At 60.8% G+C, this 22,737-nt stretch carries 18 protein-coding genes; 10 read left to right on the forward strand and 8 right to left on the reverse strand.

Annotated features, from left to right (window positions below; genetic code table 11):
- Nucleotides 1-19: 19 nt before the first annotated feature.
- From VQ575_RS05545 to VQ575_RS05560, 4 genes are all read left to right on the forward strand, one after another.
- Complete coding sequence (locus tag VQ575_RS05545) at nucleotides 20-1,387, forward strand: HD domain-containing phosphohydrolase (RefSeq protein WP_039591439.1); 1,368 nt, start codon at nucleotides 20-22, stop codon at nucleotides 1,385-1,387.
- Between the two features lie 184 nt (nucleotides 1,388-1,571).
- A complete protein-coding gene (locus VQ575_RS05550; protein WP_325919221.1) occupies nucleotides 1,572-1,988 on the forward strand; it encodes an NUDIX hydrolase in 417 nt (138 codons plus the stop codon).
- A gap of 26 nt (nucleotides 1,989-2,014) precedes the next feature.
- Nucleotides 2,015-2,653, forward strand: a complete 639-nt coding sequence (locus VQ575_RS05555) for a LysE family translocator (protein ID WP_045156781.1) — start codon at nucleotides 2,015-2,017, stop codon at nucleotides 2,651-2,653.
- A 2-nt stretch (nucleotides 2,654-2,655) separates the two neighbouring features.
- The gene (locus VQ575_RS05560; RefSeq protein ID WP_325919222.1) at nucleotides 2,656-3,183 is read left to right on the forward strand and encodes a GNAT family N-acetyltransferase; all 528 of its coding nucleotides are present in this window, start codon (nucleotides 2,656-2,658) and stop codon (nucleotides 3,181-3,183) included.
- A gap of 24 nt (nucleotides 3,184-3,207) precedes the next feature.
- On the opposite strand, the gene VQ575_RS05565 is transcribed toward VQ575_RS05560, so the two are convergent.
- Both VQ575_RS05565 and metR read right to left on the reverse strand, forming a co-directional pair.
- Nucleotides 3,208-4,464: a hypothetical protein gene (locus tag VQ575_RS05565; protein WP_325919223.1), complete on the reverse strand. Its 1,257-nt coding sequence runs from the start codon at nucleotides 4,462-4,464 to the stop codon at nucleotides 3,208-3,210.
- Between the two features lie 149 nt (nucleotides 4,465-4,613).
- Nucleotides 4,614-5,531, reverse strand: coding sequence for a transcriptional regulator MetR (gene metR / locus VQ575_RS05570; protein WP_030138430.1), 918 nt, complete (start codon nucleotides 5,529-5,531; stop codon nucleotides 4,614-4,616).
- 109 nt (nucleotides 5,532-5,640) lie between these two features.
- On the opposite strand from metR, the gene metE reads away from it, so the two are divergent.
- On the forward strand, nucleotides 5,641-7,953 hold the full coding sequence (gene metE, locus VQ575_RS05575) for a 5-methyltetrahydropteroyltriglutamate--homocysteine S-methyltransferase (RefSeq protein WP_325919224.1): 2,313 nt from the start codon (nucleotides 5,641-5,643) through the stop codon (nucleotides 7,951-7,953).
- Between the two features lie 102 nt (nucleotides 7,954-8,055).
- Here the strand turns inward: metE and VQ575_RS05580 are convergent, their stop codons facing one another.
- A complete protein-coding gene (locus VQ575_RS05580; RefSeq protein WP_325919225.1) occupies nucleotides 8,056-12,033 on the reverse strand; it encodes a hypothetical protein in 3,978 nt (1,325 codons plus the stop codon).
- A gap of 380 nt (nucleotides 12,034-12,413) precedes the next feature.
- On the opposite strand from VQ575_RS05580, the gene VQ575_RS05585 reads away from it, so the two are divergent.
- The gene (locus VQ575_RS05585; RefSeq protein WP_039591431.1) at nucleotides 12,414-13,433 is read left to right on the forward strand and encodes an alpha/beta fold hydrolase; all 1,020 of its coding nucleotides are present in this window, start codon (nucleotides 12,414-12,416) and stop codon (nucleotides 13,431-13,433) included.
- A gap of 86 nt (nucleotides 13,434-13,519) precedes the next feature.
- Here the strand turns inward: VQ575_RS05585 and VQ575_RS05590 are convergent, their stop codons facing one another.
- On the reverse strand, nucleotides 13,520-14,401 hold the full coding sequence (locus VQ575_RS05590) for a LysR substrate-binding domain-containing protein (RefSeq protein WP_325919226.1): 882 nt from the start codon (nucleotides 14,399-14,401) through the stop codon (nucleotides 13,520-13,522).
- Between the two features lie 160 nt (nucleotides 14,402-14,561).
- On the opposite strand from VQ575_RS05590, the gene VQ575_RS05595 reads away from it, so the two are divergent.
- Nucleotides 14,562-16,199, forward strand: coding sequence for a 5-guanidino-2-oxopentanoate decarboxylase (locus VQ575_RS05595; protein ID WP_325919228.1), 1,638 nt, complete (start codon nucleotides 14,562-14,564; stop codon nucleotides 16,197-16,199).
- Nucleotides 16,196-17,644, forward strand: coding sequence for an aldehyde dehydrogenase family protein (locus VQ575_RS05600; protein WP_325919229.1), 1,449 nt, complete (start codon nucleotides 16,196-16,198; stop codon nucleotides 17,642-17,644). The genes VQ575_RS05595 and VQ575_RS05600 overlap by 4 nt, the downstream gene beginning before the upstream one ends.
- An 87-nt stretch (nucleotides 17,645-17,731) precedes the next feature.
- On the opposite strand, the gene VQ575_RS05605 is transcribed toward VQ575_RS05600, so the two are convergent.
- Entirely contained in the window at nucleotides 17,732-18,661 is a 930-nt protein-coding gene (locus VQ575_RS05605) for an AraC family transcriptional regulator (RefSeq protein WP_325919231.1), read from the reverse strand.
- A 327-nt stretch (nucleotides 18,662-18,988) separates the two neighbouring features.
- Here VQ575_RS05605 and VQ575_RS05610 point away from each other — a divergent pair, with 327 nt between their 5' ends.
- Complete coding sequence (locus tag VQ575_RS05610; RefSeq protein ID WP_039591428.1) at nucleotides 18,989-19,342, forward strand: putative quinol monooxygenase; 354 nt, start codon at nucleotides 18,989-18,991, stop codon at nucleotides 19,340-19,342.
- A gap of 40 nt (nucleotides 19,343-19,382) precedes the next feature.
- Nucleotides 19,383-19,616 carry a hypothetical protein gene (locus VQ575_RS05615; protein ID WP_039591427.1) on the forward strand — a complete coding sequence of 78 codons (234 nt, stop codon included), beginning with the start codon at nucleotides 19,383-19,385 and terminating at the stop codon, nucleotides 19,614-19,616.
- Between the two features lie 130 nt (nucleotides 19,617-19,746).
- Here VQ575_RS05615 and VQ575_RS05620 read toward each other — a convergent pair whose 3' ends face one another.
- From VQ575_RS05620 to VQ575_RS05630, 3 genes are all read right to left on the reverse strand, one after another.
- Nucleotides 19,747-20,367, reverse strand: a complete 621-nt coding sequence (locus VQ575_RS05620; RefSeq protein ID WP_039591426.1) for a flavin reductase family protein — start codon at nucleotides 20,365-20,367, stop codon at nucleotides 19,747-19,749.
- Nucleotides 20,368-20,575: 208 nt separating this feature from the next.
- Nucleotides 20,576-20,986 carry a heme utilization protein gene (locus tag VQ575_RS05625; RefSeq protein ID WP_198723348.1) on the reverse strand — a complete coding sequence of 137 codons (411 nt, stop codon included), beginning with the start codon at nucleotides 20,984-20,986 and terminating at the stop codon, nucleotides 20,576-20,578.
- 301 nt (nucleotides 20,987-21,287) lie between these two features.
- Nucleotides 21,288-22,607, reverse strand: coding sequence for an MFS transporter (locus tag VQ575_RS05630; protein WP_039591424.1), 1,320 nt, complete (start codon nucleotides 22,605-22,607; stop codon nucleotides 21,288-21,290).
- Nucleotides 22,608-22,737 lie beyond the last annotated feature (130 nt).

Raw genomic sequence — 22,737 nt, forward strand, 5'->3', positions numbered from 1 at the left:
TGACAGGAGGGGGTTCCAAATGGAAGATCAATCGCCGGACGTTCCGGTAACAAAGCCGACGGTGTTGCTGGTCGATGACGAAGAGTCGATTCTCAACAGCCTGCGTCGGTTGTTGCGTAGCCAGCCGTACGAAATCCTGCTGGCCGACAGTGGCGCCAAGGCCCTGGAAATCCTCAAGGAGCGGCCGGTCGACCTGGTGATGACCGATGCGCGCATGCCCAACATGGACGGTGCCACGCTGCTGGCGCAAATCCGCAAGCTATATCCCTCGACGTTGCGCATCCTGCTCACCGGTTATGCCGACGTGGACATGATGACCAAGGCCATCAACGAGGGGCAGCTCTATCGCTACCTCAGCAAGCCCTGGAACGACGAGGAACTGGTGCAGGCCTTGCGCCAGGCCCTTGCCCACCAGCATTCGGAAAGCGAGCGCCAGCGCCTCGAAGCCCTGAACCGCGAGCAGAACCAGCAACTCAAGACTCTCAACGCTACGCTGGAGAAACGCGTGGCGTCGCGCACCGCCGAGCTGCAGCAGACCGCTGACATGCTCGACCTGGCCTATGAAGAGCTCAAGCGCAGTTATGTGACCGGCACCGAAGTATTCTCGCTGATCGCCAACCTGCGCCTGCCCAAGGCCAAGCAGACCAACCGGCAAATCATCGAGCTGATCCGGGTCTACAGCCGCCTCAACTCCCTCGACGAATCCACCGACCGCGACCTGACCATGGCTGCGGCGCTCTACAACATCGGCAAGCTGAGCTGGACCGACAACATGATGGTCACGCCGGCGGACATGTTGCACCACAGCGAACTGGAGCTGTACCGCGCCTATCCGAAGCAGAGCGAATCGCTGTTGATGACCCTGGACCCGATGAAGGATGCGGCGCGGATCATTCTGCATCACCAGGAGCGTTGGGACGGCAGTGGCTTCCCTGATCACTTGCGCGGCGAGGCCATTCCATTCGGCTCGCGGCTGCTGAAGCTGGCGGTGGATTTCATCGAGCTGCAACGCGGATTGATCCTGGAACGGCAGATGAACAGCGACGAAGCGCTGGTCTACATCCGCAAATACACCGGCAAGCTATACGACCCGGACATGGTCGAGGACTTCATCAAGGCCTGCGCCGAATACCTCGAAGACGTGACCTTGTCCGACCCGACGGTACAAGTCGTGACCACCCGCGAGCTGGCGGCCGGCATGGTCCTGGCCCGCAACCTTAACGCCGACAACGGCATGCTGCTGCTCAATGCCGGCAAGGTCATGAGCGGCCCGCTGATCGAAAAGCTCATCGCCTTCGAAGCGATGGAAGGCGCGCGGTACAGCGTATTCGTCAAGATCCCCGAGGAGGAGGCCGATCCTTCGGCGCCGAAGCCGATGTTGGGGTGACTGGGTTCTGGGTTGGATTGAATACATATCCGTTACCGAAGAAACGGATATACACACCTAAGTGAACAGCATCAGCCTCCCACAGAGGAACGTCGCTGATTTTTAGTCCAGCACCAGACTTTGCTCCCACCCCAACGCACTGTAATCTCCCCGCTATTTCCCCGGCCAAGGCTTCTATCCCCCCATGACCACCTCCCTCATCCGCATTGCCGCCGCCCTGTTGCTCGGCCCGGACGGCCGGACCCTGCTGGTGCGCAAACGCGGCACCCGCGCCTTCATGCAGCCGGGCGGCAAGATCGAGGCTCATGAACAACCGGTGCAGGCGCTGGCCCGTGAACTGGAAGAAGAGCTTGGGTTGCGGATCGACCCGGCCCAGGCCCGTCACTTGGGCGTGTTCAGCGCCCAGGCGGCCAACGAACCGGGGTTTACCGTGCAGGCCGAAGTGTTTTTGCTGAGCATTGACGCTCCGGTTTCGCCAGCGGCCGAAATCGAAGAGGTGTGTTGGATCGACCCGGCCGGCGACAGCGATCTTTTGCTGGCACCGTTGACAGGCGAGGTGATCCTGCCGTTTTATCGGGCCACTTGCCTGGCGACCTGCTGAATCTCGCACCTCAAGGAATGACGCCCATGATCCCATTGCCGGACCTGCTGATTTTCGCCGCCGCCGCGTTGTTGATGGTGCTCACGCCCGGCCCGAACATGATCTACCTGATCTCCCGTTCGATCTGCCAGGGCCGCAAGGCTGGTGTCACTTCTTTGCTCGGGGTGGTCGCGGGCTTCTTCGTGCACATGTTCGCGGCGGCGGCGGGGCTGACGGCAGTGTTCCTTGCAGTGCCCATGGCCTATGAAATCCTCAAGTGGGCCGGTGCGTTGTACCTGTTGTGGCTGGCCTGGCAAGCAGTGAAACCCGGCGCGCGTTCGCCATTCCAGGCCCAGCAATTGCCAGCGGATTCGACCCGCAAGCTGATCACCATGGGCTTTCTTACCAGCGCCTTGAACCCGAAGATCGCGGTGTTCTACTTGTCGGTGTTCCCGCAATTCATCAGCCCGGAACACGGTTCGCTGTTCACCCAGAGCATCATCCTCGGGTTGACCCAGATCAGCGTCAGTTTCAGTGTCAACCTGCTGATCGCGCTGTTCGCCGCCGGCATCGCCTCATGGTTTGTCCATAATCCGACCTGGCTGGCAGCGCAGCGTTATTTCATGGGCTTCGTACTCGGTGCGCTCGCCCTGCGACTGATGCTTGAGCAACGCCGGACGGCGTGAGCATGTGGATCGAACGGTTGGATGCCAGCCACGCCCTGGCCTATCGCGAGCTGATGCTTGAAGCCTACGACCTTCATCCGCAGGCGTTCACGTCCAGTGTGCGGGAGCGGGCGGTAATGCCGTTGAGTTGGTGGGAAGGCCGGTTGACCAGCAAGCTCGATGTGGTACTGGGTGCGTTCGAAGCTGGAAGCCTGGTGGGCATCGTGGGCCTTGCTTTCGAACCGCGAGAAAAGGCTCGTCACAAGGCAACACTGTTTGGCATGTATGTGTCGGCCGTTTTTCGCCGGCACGGTTTAGGTTATGAGCTGATGCAAGCTGCACTGGCCGAAGCGCAAAGCCACCCTGCACTGAAACTCATCCAGCTTACCGTCACCGCCGGCAACGACGCCGCATTCAAGCTGTACCAGCGGTGCGGTTTTGTCCAGTTCGGCCTTGAACCTCTGGCGGTGCGGGTGGGTGAGGATTACTTCGATAAAATCCACATGTGGCGCCAGATCACGGTCCCCGGGGAAAAGGCCGGAGAAGTTTGACCCGCCTCTGTCCCGATAACCGGCTCAAGGGTATGTGATCGCTGGTCGCGGACCGGTATAAACGCGCAGCTTGGATTGCTCGGCTGGCACGCTCATGCTTCCTGCCCCACTCTCCACGCGCACGATCCTGATATTTCGCAGGCCGAAATCGTTGCCATTGCTACTATCCTGATCATTGTTTATATACATGCGTACCGACCCTTTTTGGGTGATGGTGAATTTAATGGCAAACAAGTGCCAGACACCATCCTTGGGGACGACACGGGGAATGCCGGGATATTCCGGCATGCCGGTGGTCGGGTAAAGGATCGGGTTGTCCAGATTTGGGATGTGGCTGCTGTCGGCGACGTGAGTACCCTCGAACGTGAACTGGTATTGCCCTGGAATGAAAAGGAAGTCCTGGTAGAGGATCACTCCGGCGAAGCCGTTCGTTTCGCCCTGGTCGGTAAAGTTGAAAAACGCGTTTACCGTTTGATTGCCCATGACGTGCGGTCGGATGGATCCTGAACGCGCCGCGCGATAGGGGATCCAGCCGTTGTACGCGTCCGCCAGTGATGTGTAGTGGTCTACCCATTCTGCCGGTGCCGTGCCGATGACAATGGAACTCGGAGGCGACACGCTGCTGTTGCCCAACTGATCGACTGTCCGCACGCTCACCGGGTGGGTGCCGTCGCCGATCTGCTGCAGGTCGGCGGCCGTCAGGGTGTAAGTGATCGGATTGGCGGGATGGGCATAAGGAATCGTTTTGCTCCAGGTCCCCACGGTGAGTGTCACTTCGTCGTATGCGCGCGGGTAGCTGCGGGTTAAGGTGAATGTGCCTGTGCCTGGCTGTGCCGGGTCGACGCTGGGCGGATGGCTGACCGTGATCGTGGAAGCCGGATAATGGAACAGCAGGTTCAGCACTGGGATCGAGTCTTCATGATTGTGGCTGCCGGGTCGGGTCATTCGATAGAACATTGTGTTGGCGCCGTCGTTGAGCCATCCCCATGGCAACTCCATGCTGTAAGTGGCGTTCTCCTCGCCTGGCTTGATGATCTTGATCACGGATGTCGGTTTTCCATTGACCCACAGCTCCACGGTGTCATTGACGCCCAGTGGTTTGGAGAGCGTCCTGCTCGGATCGATTGTCATGTACAACTTGATCAACGACGAGTGAATGCTCAAGGGAATGCCGCCGTGGTAGGTCCCTGTTGGCAGCACGTCCCTCTTCATGCCGTTAATGTCCATTGGGCGTAGCACAAGTGCTGCGTCGTCCTGCGCTGCGGTGCGGGGGGTGTCCATATTTTTCTCCTCGGCTACGGTTCTGAACTGGCAAGAGCTGATGTCATCAGAGCGCTAAAGGAGAAAAGCGTCACCTGTCAGAGCTGACAGGTGAGCTGCCTTTTAAGACGAACGGGTTTTTTGGACGCCGAGTGTCATCACGCTGTGCTTCAGCGCACGGCACTGACCCCATCCAATGTAGAAAATGACGTGTCCTTCGCCGTCAGCAGAAAGTCGCGCATATACGGCGCATCGAGCATGTCGGTACGCACCGCTGCGTACAGCGTGGCGAACAGGCCCTTCTCCCCGAGCCGCTTGGCCTTCACATACCCCCGTGAGCTGTATTCATGCAGTGCCCAATGCGGCATGCCGCAAACGCCGCGGCCGCTGGCGACCAGTTGCATCATCATCACCGTCAGCTCGGAGGTGCGGACCTGGGCCGGTTCGATGTCGGCCGGTTCGAGGAAGCGGGTGAAGATGTCCAGGCGATCGCGTTCCACCGGGTAGGTGATCAAGGTTTCGCTGATCAAGTCTTCGGGCACGATGTAGGGCTTGCCCGCCAATCGATGCTGGTTGGCGACCGCGAGCATCGCTTCGTAGGTGAACAGAGGCACGTAGGTGATACCTGCCAGCTCCAGCGGGTCGGAGGTCACCACCAGGTCCAGGTCGCCACGGGCCAGGGCCGGTAGCGGGGCGAAGGCGAAGCCCGAAGCCAGGTCCAGCTCGACTTCGGGCCAGGCATCGCGGAATTGGTCGATGGTCGGCATCAGCCACTGGAAGCAACTATGGCACTCGATCGCCATGTGCAGGCGCCCGGCGGTGCCGCCCGCCAGTCGCGCGATGTCCCGTTCGGCACTGCGCAGCAGCGGCAGGGTGGCATCGGCCAGTTGCAGCAGGCGCAGGCCGGCGCTGGTGAAGCGGACCGGCTTGGTCTTGCGTACGAACAACTGCATGCCCAGGCGCTCTTCCAATTCCTTGAACTGATGGGAAAGGGCGGACTGGGTCAGGTGCAGGCGTTCGGCGGCCTCTACCAGGCTGTCGGCTTCGCGCAGGGCATGCAGGGTCTTGAGGTGACGGAGTTCAAGCACCGTAATCGCTCCATGAGTAAAACTTGTGATCAACACGAAAAGGTTGAGTTTGTCTCATGTGGGGCTGACTGTCGACAATGGCGCCATCTTTTACAGAAGGACACGCACCATGGCCCTGGCCCACACCCTCGGTTTTCCCCGTATCGGCGCCGACCGCGAACTGAAAAAAGCCCTCGAAGCCCATTGGAAGGGCGACCTGGCCCCGACGGCGCTGCAAGCGGTGGGGCGTGAGCTGCGGGCCCGGCATTGGCAATTGCAGAAGGATGCCGGCATCGACCTGTTACCGGTGGGCGATTTTGCCTGGTACGACCAGGTCCTCAGCCACACCTTGACCTTCGGTGCCGTCCCGCCACGTTTCCACGGCACCTTGAACGCCCAGGGCCGACCGACCCTCGACACCCTGTTCGCCATGGCCCGCGGCGCCACGGCCAGTTGCTGCGGTGTCGACCACGGCCAGGCGCAATACGCGCAAGAGCTGACCAAGTGGTTCGACACCAACTACCACTACCTGGTCCCGGAATTCTCCGCCGACCAGTCCTTCGCCCTGAGCTGGGAACAGTTGTTCGATGAAGTGGACGAGGCCCATGCCCTCGGCCATCAGGTCAAACCGGTGATCATCGGCCCGTTGACCTATTTGTGGCTGGGCAAGGCCAAGGGTGGCGACTTCGACAAGCTTGACCTGCTGGAGCGTTTGCTGCCGGTGTACGGTGAAATTCTCAATCGTCTCAAGGCCCAAGGCGTGGAGTGGGTGCAGATCGACGAGCCCATCCTTACCCTCGATTTGCCGTTGGCCTGGAAAAGCGCCTTCGAGCGCGCTTACCACATCCTCCAGTACTCGCCGCTGAAGAAACTGGTGGCGACCTACTTCAGTGGCCTTGAAGACAACCTCGGCCTGGCGGTGAGCCTGCCGGTGGACGGCCTGCATATCGACGCGGTGCGCGCGCCGGAGCAACTGGGCCAGGTGCTGGATCGCCTGCCTACCTACAAGATCCTCTCGGTGGGCCTGGTCAACGGGCGTAACGTCTGGCGTTGTGAGCTGGAGCTGGCGCTGGCGCAGTTGCGCCCGGCCCAGGAGCGTTTCGGCGACAACCTCTGGGTCAGCACTTCATGCTCGCTGCTCCACAGCCCGGTGGACCTGGAGCGCGAAGACAAGCTCGACCCCGAGATCAAGAGCTGGCTGGCGTTCGCCGTGCAGAAGTGCGGTGAAGTGGCGGTGTTGCGCGATGCATTGAACGATCCGCAAGCGCCGTACGTGCAGCAGGCCTTGGTCCATGACCGGGAAATACAGGCCAGCCGCGCGCGTTCGACGCGTACTCACAAACCCGATGTCCAAAAGCGTCTGGCGGCGATCGGGCCACAGGACAGCCAACGGCACTCATCGTTTGCCAAGCGCATCGAACGGCAACGCGCACGGCTGAAACTGCCGGCGTTTCCCACCACTTCGATTGGCTCTTTCCCACAGACACCGACCATTCGCCTGGCACGCCAGGCCTACAAGCAAGGCAAGCTGTCGGCCAACGATTATCAGGATGCCATGCACACCGAGATCCGCCATGCCGTGCAGATCCAGGAACGCCTGGGCCTCGATGTTCTGGTGCATGGCGAGGCCGAGCGCAACGACATGGTCGAATACTTCGCCGAGCAACTGGATGGCTACGCCTTCACCCGTTTCGGCTGGGTGCAGAGTTATGGCTCGCGGTGTGTGAAACCGGCAATCATCTATGGCGACATCAGCCGGCCCGAGGCGATGACGGTCGATTGGATTCGCTACGCCCAAAGCCTCACCGACAAACCCATGAAAGGCATGCTCACCGGCCCGGTGACCATGTTGATGTGGTCGTTCCCGCGCGAAGACGTGTCGCGCAAAGTCCAGGCCCAACAGTTGGCCCTGGCCTTGCGCGACGAAGTGCTGGACTTGGAAAAGGCAGGCGTCGGTATCGTGCAGATCGACGAGGCCGCATTCCGTGAAGGCTTGCCGTTGCGTCGCGGTCAATGGCAGCAATACCTCGACTGGGCGGTAGAAGCGTTCCGCCTGAGCGCATCGGGAGTACGTGACGAAACCCAGATCCACACCCACATGTGCTACAGCGAATTCAACGACGTGATCAAGGCCATCGCTGACATGGACGCGGATGTCATCACCATCGAGACTTCGCGTTCGGACATGGAATTGCTCGATGCGTTCGAGGCGTTCGACTACCCCAACGACATCGGCCCGGGGGTCTATGACATCCACTCGCCACGGGTGCCGGACACCGCCGAAATGGTGGCGCTGATGCGCAAAGCCGTGCAGCGCATCCCCGCCGAGCGGCTGTGGATCAACCCCGATTGCGGTTTGAAGACCCGGGCGTGGCCGGAGACGGAGGCGGCGTTGGTCAACATGGTGGCGGCGGCGCGGCAGTTGCGAAACCAGTCGGCTTGAGGGCCAAGCGATTATTCATTCAAAAAACAACCCGCGGCGCCAAGGGGCGGCCGCGGGCTTGCTTTCGGTAATGGCGAGCTTGTTGCTCGTCCGTTGTTCCAATCAAGAGGGAAGCCTGGTTCGCTGAAGCTGAATATGTCCTATCGCAAAATCGTTCCCTTTACCGGAATTCTGACTATTTCGGAACTGCATCGTCATGGTGGGTGAACTCGCTACGAAGGACAATTGTATGCTCACCGGAGCGTTGACAGTGGTAAGCGCGGCGATGGGAGACTGGTCCGCGGCGCTCGCCTGAAGTTGAAGCCTGGGCTCATTGAAGGACTGATTGTATCGCTGAGCGCTTGATGACAGGAGATACGTTGCTCCAGGGGTAAGACCCGTGTAGTTCCTCGTCAAGAAGACCCCTGCTGAAGCGTCGGTGTAGGTCATATTAAGCATGTAGTAGCGATTTTGGATGTAGGCCCAGGACAGGTCCCTCAGCTCCCCAGCCCCACCCCAAACCCAGCCTCCGTCATCCTTTTGGTCGAACTTTGCTATGTGCAGTTGCAATCCTTCCTCCACCTTGAATACACGTGTCGAGCTTTTGGTGGTGTCATTGGCGCTGCGCGCAGTGAGGGTGTGGCTGGTTGCGGTGAACAGTCGGGTCGGCACGCTCCACACGCCGTTGTGGGCTACGTAACGACCGATGGGAACGTTATTGTCGAACAGCTCCACGGCTTGTCCCGCTGTGCCGGTGCCCGTGACGCTTGCGTTGCGGTAATAGGTCGAGCCACCGTCCGGAACGTCGCCCTCGGCGGTCGTCACGGCGGTGATCGTGGGAACCTGCATTTCGGTCTTGATCGTAAAGAGCCGGGGCGGAGTCGATTGGGTACCGTCCGCGGCGCGTGCGGTCAGCGCATGGGGCCCAACCAAGAACGTTGACGGGCCGAAGATCCAAGTGGTTCCCGTCACCTTGGCCTCGCCCAACGGCGTCGCGCCGTCATAAAGGCTTACCGATCGGCTGGGTGTGATCGTCCCGGTCACGGTAATCAGGCTCAACGAGGTTTCGCCGCCGTTGGGGATCTCGGTGCCGTTGGCCGTTACCGAAGTGATGGTGGGCGCTTGCCCCGCTTTTCCGACTCGGTAGACACGGTCGGGGAAATCGATATCCGTGGCGGGGTTATCCCGCACATCCAGGGATGCGCTGAATTTGATCAATAATTGAGTGTCGTCTCCCAGGGTCTCAAGGTAAGAGCGAGGTATCGTGACAGGCCAGAACCCATCCGTGACCCACTGAGGGTTGACCCTGCTGCGTCCGCCACTCCAAACGGGCCGATCGCTGGGCTTGTTGTCCGCTGTTCGACCTTCCAGAGTCATGCGTACCTGCTGTTCGGCTGCGATGAATGACCAAGTCTTGGCGCGAATAACCGCGTCGCCAGTAAAACTGCTCAGGTCCAGCACGTTCAGGGTTTCGGCATTGTTGATGAAGAACACGGGCGAAACCAGGCTGGAGGAGGGAAGTGGCGAGACCGTCACGGTGACGGTGCCCGATGGCGTGGTCTGGGTGCCGCGAATCACCTCGTATCTGAGCGTGAAGGTGCTGTTCACGCCGTTGCCGATATTGGCGGCGATCACCGAAGCGGGGATTGGAATGTCGACACTGCCGTCGGCTTCTCCCGGCACCGGAGCAATATTTGGCGTACCGGCGCCCGGAGCGCCTGTCAATGTCAGCTTGATCATGTCGGTGGCCAGTAGACCGGCGAACGCTATTCGCACAGTGGCGCCATTGATTGCATCCAAGGGCGCCAATCGCTGCTCGGCGCCCTCGCCGCTGGCTTCGAGCAGGTTGGGCAGTTTCAGCGAACCGAAGCCTACGACCTGGGCGTAGGCGGTTTTCGAATAGCCTTCCTGATTGAGCGTCTTGAACCTGGTGTCATAGCTGCAACTGACAGTCGTATCGGAGACAAGCAGACGATTGGGCACTCGCAGCACCAGCGGTTTGGGCTGGCCGATTTCCTCTGTGACAATGCCGACCGGAACGGCAAAGTCCGGCGCGGAAGGGCTTCTGAAGATTGCGCTGACTTCGTCCCCTGCCCGGTATGAGGAATGAATGGTCTGAATGATCAACGACAAATCGGCGCCGGCCAGTTTATCCAGGTCGATTATTTCAGGCGCATCGTTGTTGTCACTCAGATCTTCGCAAAAAATCGGTGCGGGCAAACGGTTGTTTTGTCGATCGACATCAATGTAGACGGTTGCCGACCAGATTGCAGAAGGGTCCGTGGTATTTTCCAGGACGTCAGTAACAGTAAAGCTGACTGGCATGGCTCGTCGATCTCGAATGCTGTTCAGGTCGGCGCCCGTAATGACCACGCTTACGGTCGTAGGGGTGGTGGATGCCACGGGAGGGGCCTGATCGAAGGGAACGCTGAAATGAACGATAGACCTGCCGAAAGCGATATCGATATGGTCGTAAGGGCGGCAGTAGGGATAGCGGCAATGCACGGTCAGTTGTTGCAACCTGCCATCCAGGCCTTCCTTGACGATGTCGATGCCAGCGTTTTCCGCGATAGGGAACTCCAGTTTGAGTTCGGAGTGACCTTCTGTCCCGGGGTCGAGATCCTTATTCCCGGGACGGACCTCATGGTAGAGCATGGTGATAGGCTCACTGGAGGCTTCGTTCTCGCTGGGGCGCTGTGCGCTGTAGACCAGCGTATTGATGCCATCGAGGAGCCGCTGTGGTGGAACATATAGGATCAAATCGTCTTGTTCCTGTCCCGGCAGCACAATGTTTATATCGACAGGTGCCGTTTCGCCATTGAGCCGCAGCCGACAGGTGTCATTTGCGGCGATTAACCTCCAAGGGTTGATGATTACTTTCAGGCCGTCAGTCAAACCGTCGTATATCAGTTTTGGAATGCCGATTCTCGCTTCCGAGCCTTCCACCGATAGTATCGCTCCCGGCACAATTGGCCACGAGAGACTGAGGAACGATGGATCCTCCTCTTCAAGGACCATGGTCTGCGAAGAGTCCAGCAGCAGGCATTCGGCAGTTGGAGACACCTGGAACTCGTCTCCTCCCACCAATGTCCACGCGGCACTGATCCAACTGCCCACCAGGGCAGACAACTCAGTGGAGTTGATCGTGAAAACGACGCTTGGCGCCTGACCGACCGGCTGGGTCCAGGTCAATAATTGCAACGGTCCGTCCACCGGTTCGCCGCGCCAATGGAGTTTTACCTGTTGGCCCACGGCGAGGCCGTTGGCCGCGACGTCGACTTCTACCGTGACGTCCTTGCCATCGAGTCCCGCCAGGTCAATCACCTTATCTTGATTGACGCCGAGGATAACGGGCGCTTGCTGGACCATACCCATGGCCCCGGTCGATGACGGCCGAATACGCAACTCACTGGTCTGGGAGCGGTCGCTCGCCGGGTTGCCGACCTCATCCCAGAGCTTGTAGAACAACAGCGTATCGCAATGGCCGAGTTCGGCGAGCGTTTCCTTGGCAATCGTGAAAGTAATCGGTCCGCCTTCTTCATCGGACGTTACGGTATGCGGCAGGCATCGATCGGATAATTGCAGGTTCACCCTATGGCCGCGTTGCATGCCCCTCCACGGGAGAATGGTAACCGTGACATCCTGGCTGTCGTCCACCTCGCTCGCACCGAGTCGGGGAGCCCTCAACAAGCCGTGGCCGGGGAGCTTGGGTGCAGGATCGACGCCACCCGGCGAATGTTTCCTGACCAGGATTTTCAGGTCTGCCGATTCCGCCCCATTGACCCGATAGAACAGCTCGCCGAAGCCCTCCGGCACCCGTTCGGCTTCGATGAAGCGCGACAGCGGTGAATTGATGTCGTGGGGTTGAGGCACCACGAAAGAGAGTAGGGGCGTATCGATTCTGCGAATACACACATCCACGCGATCACCGGCCAGGAGCAAGGTGGAGGGAATGAGAATGGGCAAGCCTGATGCGTCCTCCTTGAGCAATTTGCGATTGACGCCGGCAAAGCCGTTATCCAGTGGTATGGCGCCAGGAATGCTCATGGCACCGCGCGCGCGTACCGGTGAACGTCCATGGATCTGTTCAAATTGGCTCATGGTCAAACTCCTGATCATCGAAGCGTCGAGGGGGGGCTTGCAGAGGTGCACTCAATGCGTACTTGCGAAGGGCAGGTTGGCGTCGACCGTCGATTCGATACGTCGCGTTCGATAGCGTGGATGCCCATGGGTATGGTCCTGGCAGAATGAAGCGCTTGATGTTGGCGCTGACGACCATTCAATGGGGGCAGAGGCGATCTGGCTACTGTCGAACCTGACAGGTCGCGGCTGATTTCGACGAAAGGTAATCGTGGTTGTCCTGGGGGATGCGACGACCACTCGGCAATCTTCATCAAATTGTCACGCAACTGTGGCAGCGCGCTTGAACAAACTTCATCAGACTCGCGCTCTACTGGGGTTCTGCGTTTTGGTATTTGTTCATGCGTGTATTCATTTTCCTGGCCGCGTTGTTGTGCGGCTTGCCGTCGTTGGCGGCGTCTCGTTGTGATGTCAATGTCGCGACCCAACGGGTCGACCTGGACCAGGTAAGCCTGGCGTACCAGAGCATCGGGCGTGCGTCCGATCCGGCGTTGCTGCTGGTGATGGGCTTGGGCGGGCAGTTGATCCACTGGCCGGACGAAGTGGTGGTGGCGCTGTGTGAACAGGGTTTCCGGGTGATCCGCTACGACAACCGGGACGTGGGCCTGTCCACCTGGCGCCAGCCCCCTGGCAGCGCCAACCTGACATTCGAAGCCTTGCGCTACAAGCTTGGCCTGCCCGTGGCGGCGCCTTATTCGCTGACGGACATGGCCGCCGACGGCCTGGGCTTGATGGACGCGTTGCAGGTGCAAAACTTCCATGTATTAGGCGTCAGCATGGGCGGGATGATCGCCCAGCACATGGCCGCCATGGCGCCCCAGCGAGTCGAGAGCCTGACGTTGCTGATGACCAGTTCCGGCGCGCAAGGCTTGCCGGCGCCCAGTGAAACGCTGGTGCAGTTGTTGTCGCGGCGCAGTGCACCGAATCGAGAAGTGGCCCTTGAACAACAAGCAGACCTGCTGGCCGCGCTCGGCAGCCCGATGGTGATCGACGATCGACAGGCTTTGCTGCACCAGGCTGCGGTAGCCTACGACCGGGCCTTCAACCCCGAGGGCGTGAAGCGCCAGATCATGGCGATCATGGCCGAGCCCAGCCGGGTAGCGCTGCTCAATCAGTTGCAGGTGCCGACCCTGGTGGTCCATGGGACCGCCGATCCGTTGTTGCCGGTGATGCATGGCGTGCATCTCGCGGCGCATATTCGCGGCAGCCAGTTGAAGCTGATCCCGGGCCTGGCCCATCGCTTTCAAGAAGCCTTCAAGGAACCGTTGCTGGGGGCAGTGTTGCCGTATCTGCAGCAGCACCGCGAAGACACTTCGCACTGGGCGCAGGTCGAGCCGGCACAGGCGCCGAATCTGCTCTAACCGACGCCAGGGCGTTTTTGTGGCGAGGGGATAAACCCCCTCGCCACAGATAAATCCCCTTTTCCCTGGGGATCAGAGCAACGCAACTACCGGGCCCGAGCCTGCTCCACCAACCACCCCATCAACTCTTGCAACGACCCCGACACCTCGGATTTGCGCGGATACACCAGGTGATAACCCAACCCTGTCCTGACCTTCAGTTCAAACGGCATCACCAGCCGGCCGGCGCTGAGGTCGTCGCCGATCAGCGACCAGTCGCCAATCGCCACGCCGGTGCCCTGGGAAGCCATGGACATCGCCAGGTCCAGGGTTTCGAAATGCTGGCCCCTGCTGACATTGCTCAAGTGAACATCGGCCGCCGCCAGCCAGGCTTTCCAGTCGCGCTCGTCGGCGGTCGGATGCAATAGCAGGTGCTGTTGCAGATCGATGGGTAAAACCAACGGGACCGGACCTTCCAGCAAGGGGCGCGAGCACACGGGGGTCAGCTGTTCATCGAACAGGTGCAGGCAAGCCAATGACGCATCGGGCGGCGGGCCGTAGATCACCGCCGCGTCGAACGCCTCACGCTGGAAATCCACGCCGTGCCGGACCGTGGTGGTCAGTTCCACCGGCACGTCCGGTCGCTCCCTCTGCCATTGCAACAGGCGCGGCAGCAACCAGCGCATCACACAGGTCGGGGCCTTGAGTTGAAGAGTATGGTGCTTCTCCCCGATCTGCTCGACCGCTTCGCCGATCAGGCTGAATACCTGCTGCACCCGGGGCAACCAGGCCTGGCCCTCGGCGGTCAGGGTCAAGCCGCGTGCCTGGCGTTGGAACAGTGCATAACCCAAATGATCTTCAAGCCCGGCGATTTGCCGGCTCACCGCGCCTTGGGTGATGTGCAGTTGCTCGGCAGCCCGAGTGAAGTTGCAGCATTGGGCCGTGATCAGAAACGTGTGTAGCGTGGGCAGCGGTGGAAGTCGTTTCATTTGGGTTCCGAGCCATGACGTGAGGACATGGCTAGTATGACTTTTTATCCATTGTTGCCGCTACGGCCTGACCGTTCCAATAACGCCATTCCCTCAGAGCAAAGGGGCCCGCCAGGTGACGTGCGGGGGCTCTTTTACAGACAAAAAAAAGGCAATGGCAATGGCGACGTGCGGCGAAGTGTTGGTCAAGTTACTTGAAGGCTATGGCGTCGAGCAGGTGTTCGGCATCCCCGGTGTGCACACCGTCGAGCTGTACCGCGGGCTGGCCCGCTCCAGCATCCGCCATGTGACGCCACGTCATGAGCAGGGCGCCGGTTTCATGGCCGACGGGTACGCCCGTGTCAGCGGCAAGCCGGGCGTGTGCTTCATCATTACGGGCCCGGGCATGACCAACATCACCACCGCCATGGGCCAGGCCTATGCCGATTCGATCCCGATGCTGGTGATTTCCAGCGTGCAGTCGCGCAGCCAGTTGGGCGGCGGGCGCGGCAAGCTCCACGAGCTGCCGAACCAGAGCGCGCTGGTGGGCGGCGTGGCGGCGTTTTCCCACACGCTGATGTCAGCTGCCGAATTGCCTGGCTTGCTGGCCCGGGCCTTTGCGTTGTTCCAGGCCGGGCGGCCGCGGCCGGTGCACATCGAGATTCCGTTGGATGTGCTCGTCGAGGACGCCGACGACTTGCTCGCCAGCACGCCAGTGAACATCAATCGCGCCGGGGCCGCGCCCAATGCCGTGGAGCAAATGGCAGCCCTGCTGGCGACGGCCCGGCGCCCGTTGATTCTTGCCGGAGGCGGGGCGCTGGGCGCCGGGGCCGCATTGACCGAACTGGCCGAACGCCTCGACGCCCCCGTGGCGTTGACCATCAACGCCAAGGGCCTGCTGCCGTCGCGCCATCCGTTGTTGATCGGCTCCACCCAGAGCCTGGTCGCCACCCGCGCCCTGGTGGCCGAAGCCGATGTGGTATTGGCGATCGGCACCGAGCTGGCCGAGACCGATTACGACGTCACTTTTGCCGGTGGCTTCGAGATTCCCGGTGCGTTGTTGCGCATCGACATCGACCCCGACCAGACCGTGCGCAACTACCCGCCGAAGTTGGCGCTGGTGGCCGACGCCCAGAGTGCCGCCCAGGCATTGCTCGATGCATTGAGCCGTCGCGTGCCCGGCGCGCGCGACGACAACTGGGGCGCGGTTCGTGCCGGACGGCTGCGGGCTGAACTCGATCGGCAATGGGACGCCGTGACCCGCGCCCAGACCTTGTTTCTCGACACCGTGTTGCAAGTGTTGCCGGATGCAGTGTTCGTCGGCGATTCCACGCAGCCGGTGTACACCGGCAACCTGACTTTCAACCTGGAGCACCCGCGGCGCTGGTTCAATTCGTCCACCGGCTACGGCACCCTCGGTTATGCGTTGCCGGCGGCCATTGGTGCCTGGCTTGGCGGCGACGACAACGGTCTTGGCCGCCCGCCCGTGGTGTGCCTGATCGGCGATGGCGGGTTGCAGTTCACCCTGCCGGAACTGGCCAGCGCGGTGGAAGCCCGTACGCCGGTGATCGTGCTGCTGTGGAATAACCAGGGCTATGAAGAGATCAAGAAATACATGGTCAACCGCGCCATCGAACCGGTGGGCGTGGACATCTATACCCCGGATTTCATCGGTGTCGCCAAGGCCTTGGGCTGCGCCGCCGAAGCCATCGACGGCGTGACGCAATTGCACGCCGCGTTACTCGCCGCTTGCGACCGGCAGGGCCCGACGCTGATCGAAATCGACCAGGCAACCTGGATGTCGCAGGTGGCGAAATGAATTTCCCGACGACGCAAGACGGGCTGTACATCAACGGCGAATGGTGGGCGGGCGATCAACCGTTGCGGGTGATCAACCCGGCGACCGAGGCGCTGCTCACCACTGTTTATGGGGGCGATGAACAGGCCGTCGATCAAGCCTTGGAGGCCGCGACCCAGGCGTTCGGCCGATGGTCAAGCACCTCGGGTGCCGAGCGCGGCGCGTTGCTGCGCCGTATCGCTGTTGCCGTGCGAGATGCTCGTGGACGGCTCATGCACCTGCAATCGAGCAACAACGGTAAACCGCTGTTCGAAGCGGCCATCGATGTCGACGATGTGGCCGCGACCTTCGAGTATTACGCCGAGTTGGCCGAAGGTCTGGACGCTCGGCAGGACAGTCCATTGGCGTTGCCCAGCGACGATTTCAGCGCTCGCATTCGCCGCGAACCCTGCGGTGTGGTCGGCTTGATCGTGCCGTGGAATTTCCCAATGGTCACCACCGCCTGGAAACTTGCCCCGGCGTTGGCGGCCGGCTGCTGCGTGGTGCTCAAGCCTTCGGAAGTCACGCCGTTGCCGGAGCTGGAACTGGCCTCGATCATCGCCGGATGCGGCTTGCCCGACGGCGTGTTCAATCTGGTCTGCGGCACGGGCCTGGCGGTCGGCGCGCCGCTGGCGTCAGACCCGCGCGTGGCGAAGATTTCTTTCACCGGCAGCAACGCGGTTGGGGTGCAAGTGATGCAACGGGCGGCGGAAACGGTGAAGGGCGTGAGCCTGGAGCTGGGTGGGAAATCGTCCTTGCTGGTGCTGGCCGACGCCGACCTGGACCTGGCGGTGGAGCTGGCCTGCGGCGGCGGTTTCTTCAATGCCGGGCAGATGTGTTCAGCCACCAGCCGCGTGCTCGTCGCCGATGAACTGGCCGATGAATTCCTGCAACGGCTCAAGGCGCGCGCCGAGGCGATCCGCGTCGCCGATCCGTTCGACCCGGACGTGGAGATGGGCGCGCTGGTCAACCAGGCGCAATACCAGCGGGTGCTGGGGCACATCGACCGCGGCTTGAGCGCCGGGGCGACGCTGGTGTGCGGTGGCCAGCGCCCCGCGCATCTGACTCGGGGCTTTTTTTTACAGCCGACCATCTTCACCCACGTGCCCCTGGACAGCGCGTTGTGGTGCGAAGAGATCTTCGGGCCGGTGCTGTGCGTACGCAGTTTCAGTTCCCAGGCGCAGGCGATTGCCTTGGCCAACGACAGCCGTTTCGGGTTGGTGGCCAGCGTGGTCGGCCGCGATGTCGAGACGGCTGGGAAGGTCGCCGATGCTTTGCAGGCCGGGCTGGTGTGGATCAACGCTGCGCAGGTGATTTTTCCCCAGACCGCTTGGGGCGGCTACAAGCAGAGCAGTCTTGGCCGTGAATTAGGACCTTGGGGACTGGCGGCGTTCCAGGAAATCAAGCATGTAGTCCGGGCCGTCTGACGGCACGTGAGCAGGCCGCGCATGCCTGGATAAAAGGCATGTGCCGCGCACTGCTCGCGATGAGGCCGGCCCGACGCAACCCTCGGGTCAAACAGTCATCCGCAACCGTGCCAGATCCCGCAGCGGCGGCGCACCAAACAACCGGCTGTACTCGCGGCTGAACTGCGAAGGGCTTTCGTAACCCACCCGATAACCCGCCGCCGACGCTTCCAGCCCTTCGGCCAGCATCAGCCGGCGGGCTTCCTGCAGGCGCAGTTGCTTCTGGTATTGCAATGGGCTCATGGCGGTCATGGCCTTGAACCGATGGTGCAAGGTCGAGACGCTGAGGTTCACTTCCCGGGCCAGGTCATCGATGCGCAGTGGCTGTTCGAAATGGCCATTGAGCCATTTGATTGCCTGGCTGATGCGGTGGCTCTGACTGTTGGCAATGGCGATTTCATATAGCCGGTAGCCCTGCGGGCTGCGCAACAGGCGGTAAAGGATCTCCCGGCGCACAAGGGGGGCGAGCATGGCGATGTCTTTCGGCGCATCGAGCAGGCGCGTCAGGCGCAGCACAGCGTCGAGCATGGGTGTGTCCAGGCGTTCGACATACAGCCCGCGCCCGGCGGGGCGGGTCGGCACGCCCAAGGGACCGGCATCGGCGATCAGCGCGGTGATTTCCGCCGGGTCGATGTCCAGGCGCAGCGCCAGGATCGGCTGCTCGGGCGAGACGTCGGCGATGCAACCGCTCAATGGCATCGAGACCGAGACCACCAGGTAATGCAGCGGGTCGTAGTTGAACAATTCGTCCGCCAGGCGCACCTGCTTGCTGCCCTGGGCCATGATGCACAGGGCGGGTTGCGCCAGCACTGGGGCGAATCTGTGCGGCTGGCTGTGGCGCGACAGGTGCAGCGAGCCGATGGCCGTGGCGTAGCTGCCGTCCTCGCAGGTGTTGCGGTCGATGATCGACGCCAGTTCGGCGCGCTGTTGTTCCAGGTACGTGTCCAGCGGGACGTGGGCGTGATCGAGTGGCGACATGCCAGGGACCTCAGGGAGAAGGAAGCGATAAGACAAAGCTTATGTTTGTGCAAGGCATGGCGGTAGTCACATTCTGTTGAAAGCTTGCCTGATCCTGCACAACTGTCGGAGAGCGGACTGGGTTGCCCTGGCGAAACTTGCTTGAAACCTTTTGTTTCAACTACCGGCGAATCCAACCCATAAAGAGGAGAGCGGAAAATGTCCGGGCGCAGAATTGTGCAATGAGTCGGCAGGAATCGACTAACGAAGCTGGCGTCGGGACGCTTAACCTTTGATCCTGTCGCAGCCTGTCCCCGGCTGCACAACGGATTACCTGGGAGGTTGAACATGACTACACAGATCCCCGTCAGCCACATGGCTTTTGTCCGGGCCCGCGCCGGTTGCTCCAAGCCATTGGGGGCACGCCTCAGCACCCTGATAGTGCCCTCGCGCCAGGCGCCCGGTTGCCTGCACTTTGCCTTGCAGCAATCGCAGTGCGACGCCGATCTGTGGCTGGTGTCCGGGCTGTGGGCCAACCAGCAGGCGATGGACGCTTATTTCAACTCACCGGCCATGGCGATCTTTGCCGAGCTTGTACAGGACCTGGTGGTGAGTAGCCTGGATTTTCACACCTTTAGAGAAGTGTCTGCCCTCCAGGCGACCGAAGGGTGCATGGCGAAGGTACACAAACTGGCCGGTTGAAGGTTTAATGCCCCTTATTCCCACCGCCAGGATGTGCATTATGGCACGCAAAGCCTTTGAAACATTTGAAGCTGTTTCCGCTGTTGTTCCCAAGGAAGGCGGCGGCTATTACGCCGCCATCGCCACCAAGGCCATTGGCAGTGCCGAGAAGCCGCGTTTCAATAAAGTGCTCGAAGAGCAGACATTCGAAACCGCCGCCAAGGCCGATGAAGCGGCTGCCGTTCAGTTGACTCACCTGCAGGGCGTCGAAGAGGACGGCGGGTTGGTCTGGTAATCAGCATTTCGTGGATTGCTTTTGTGGCGAGGGGATTTATCCCCGCTGGGCTGCGCAGCGCCCCCTTTTTGGTGGGCGCTGCGCACCCAGGCGGGAGCAAGCTCCCTCGCCACAGGAATCGCGCTGATCCTTACTTTGGGCGGTGCATCCTGAACAACGCCTCCGGCCCCAACTGGAAATAATCCGCCGGCCCGCCGCCGCGCAAGATCGGTTCGGCGGCGGCGGTATCGTAGACCCCGTCTTTCAACAGCCATTGGGCGATATGCACGGCGACCACTTCGCCGAGGATCAGCCAGCTCGGCACCAGCCCTTTGTCCGCCCGCTGCAACTGAATGATCTGGGTGACCTTGCACTCGAAGGACACCGGGCTCTCGGCCACGCGTGGTACCTGGATCACTCGCGAAGCCGCGGTCGTCAAACCCGCCAACTCGAACTCATTGACCTCTGGCGCGACCATCGCGCAGCTCTGGTTCATTTGCTCGGCCAAGGGGCGCGTGGCCAGGTTCCAGGCGAACTCGCCGGTCTGTTCGATGTTGTTCAGGCTGTCTTTGCGCCCGACGCTGGAGAAACCGATGATCGGCGGAACGTAGTTGAAGGCGTTGAAGAAACTGTAGGGCGCCAGGTTCAGGCGGCCTTCGGCATCCTGGGACGAAATCCAACCTATTGGCCGTGGGCCGACGATGGCGTTGAACGGGTCGTGGGGCAAGCCGTGGCCGTTGGCGGGTTCGTAGAAATGGATGTCGTCGGGCATGGCTGGAGAACGTCCTGCGGTGGGGTTTCAAGGGAATCGAGGATAGTGCAGGGCCCCGCCGTTTTTGTCAGCACCCTGGAGCCCCCTCCTACAGTGGATTTTGTAGTCAGGGAAATCGTGCTCCGCTGTTATCGCTGTGCTGGTTTCACATGCGCCATAAATAACTAAGCCCGGCCGAAGCCGGGCTGTGAGAGTGCCTTCGTGGTTGTTAGCTGATGGCGGCGCCGTTGGTACGATCGAAGCCATCTTCAGCGACGGTGTTGCCGTTGGTGCGATCGAAGCCATCTTCAGCGACGGTGTTGCCGTTGGTGCGGTCGAAGCCATCTTCAGCGACGGTGTTGCCGTTGGTACGATCGAAGCCATCTTCAGCGACGGTGTTGCCGTTGGTGCGGTCGAAGCCATCTTCAGCGACGGTGTTGCCGTTGGTGCGGTCGAAGCCATCTTCAGCGACGGTAGCGCCGTTAGTGCGATCGAAACCATCAGCGGCGAGGGTGGCAGCGCCGGTGCGCTCATAACCATCGGCGGCGATGGCCGAGCTGGTGCGGTCGAAACCGTCGGCGGCGAAGGTGTTGGCGGCCAGTACGGAGAGGGTCAGGGCGATGATCAGTTTGGTTTTCATGGTCGTGCTCCAGAATGTTTGGCGTTAAGTGCCTTGGGTGTGGAATTCATATTACGCTCGTTAAACTGATTAAAAAGCGCAAAAAAACGCTAAAAACAATCGATAAAATAGATTTATTGGCGGCTGTCACTGAACGGTCAATGAGGCCATCACCGGCGTATCGAAGGTGCGTTCTGTTGAGGATGAGGATGCAGGCCAGGCATTAACCAGAGATTAATCTCGGATAAATCCTTGGACATGCAGAACGAAAAAAGGGGCGAACCTGTCAGGTTCGCCCCTTTATGTTTGTGCGACTGGGAAATCAGTCGGTCACGATCCGCGAATGCTTGCGGGTGTCTTTCATGGTGATGTACACCAACAACGACACGGCGATACAGGCTGTCACGTACCAGTAGTAGCCGGTTTCCATGCCGATGCTCTTGAACCACAGCGCGATGTATTCAGCGGTGCCGCCGAAGATCGACACCGTCAGTGCGTAAGGCAGGCCGACGCCCAGGGCGCGGATTTCGGTGGGGAACAATTCGGCCTTCACCACGGCGTTGATCGAGGTGTAGCCGCTGACGATGATCAGCGCGGCCATGATGAGGAAGAACGCACCCCACCAGGTCTCGATGGTGTGCAGCGTGGTGAGGATCGGCACGGTGAACAGCGTGCCCAGGATACCGAAGGCAATCAGGATCGGCCTGCGACCGATCTTGTCCGACAGCCCACCGATGACCGGTTGCAGGCACATGAACAGGAACAGCGTGGCGGCGGAAATGGTAGTGGAGTCGGAGATGCTCATGCCGACTGTGTTCACCAGGTATTTCTGCATGTAGGTGGTGTAGGTGTAGAACGCCAGCGTGCCGCCCATGGTCAGGCCGACCACGGTCAACAATTCCTTGGGATGGCGCATCAAGGTGCGCATGGCGCTTTCCTTGGCTTTTTCCTTCTTGGTAAACGACTCGGTTTCTTCCATGCCGCGACGCAGGTACAGCGCCACGACCGCACACAGCGCGCCGATGGCGAACGGGATGCGCCAGCCCCAGGCATACAGTTGTTCAGTGGTCAGGAACTGTTGCAACACGATCAGCACGCCAAGGGCGATGAGCTGGCCGGAAATCAGCGTCACGTACTGGAAGCTGGAGAAGAAACCACGACGTTCCTTGGTCGCCATTTCACTCAGGTAGGTTGCCGAAGTGCCGTACTCGCCACCCACCGACAGGCCCTGGAGCAAGCGGGCGAACACCAGCAGGATCGGCGCGCCGACGCCGATGGTTTCGTAGCTCGGGCTCAAGGCGATGATCAGCGAGCCGAAGCACATCAGGTACACCGAGGCCATCAACGCACGTTTACGACCGGCGCGGTCAGCGTACAGGCCCATCAACCAGCCGCCGATCGGGCGCATCAGGAAGCCGACGGCGAAGATCGCGGCGGTATTGAGCAATTGGGCGGTGGTGTCGCCCTTGGGGAAAAAGACTTTGGCGAAGTACAACGAGAAAGCGGCGTAGACGTACCAGTCGTACCACTCGACCATGTTGCCGACCGAGCCGCTGAAGATCGATTTGATCCGGCTGGCGGTGGTTCTTTCACGGGCGGGCACGGCAGCCGACCCGATGGGCAGGGCGTTGGAGTTATCCATTGAAGGATCCTTCGTTTAATTGTTTTTGTGGAGCGCGTGTGGACGCAGCCTGCCGGGGCTATAGCAGGAGCTGTGCCAAGTGGCGGAAGGCCGGTCTAGAGGGGGTTGTCGCGTTTGGTGAGCGGAAATC

Origin of the sequence: Pseudomonas frederiksbergensis (assembly GCF_035751725.1) — a bacterium.
GTDB lineage: Bacteria > Pseudomonadota > Gammaproteobacteria > Pseudomonadales > Pseudomonadaceae > Aquipseudomonas > Aquipseudomonas frederiksbergensis_A.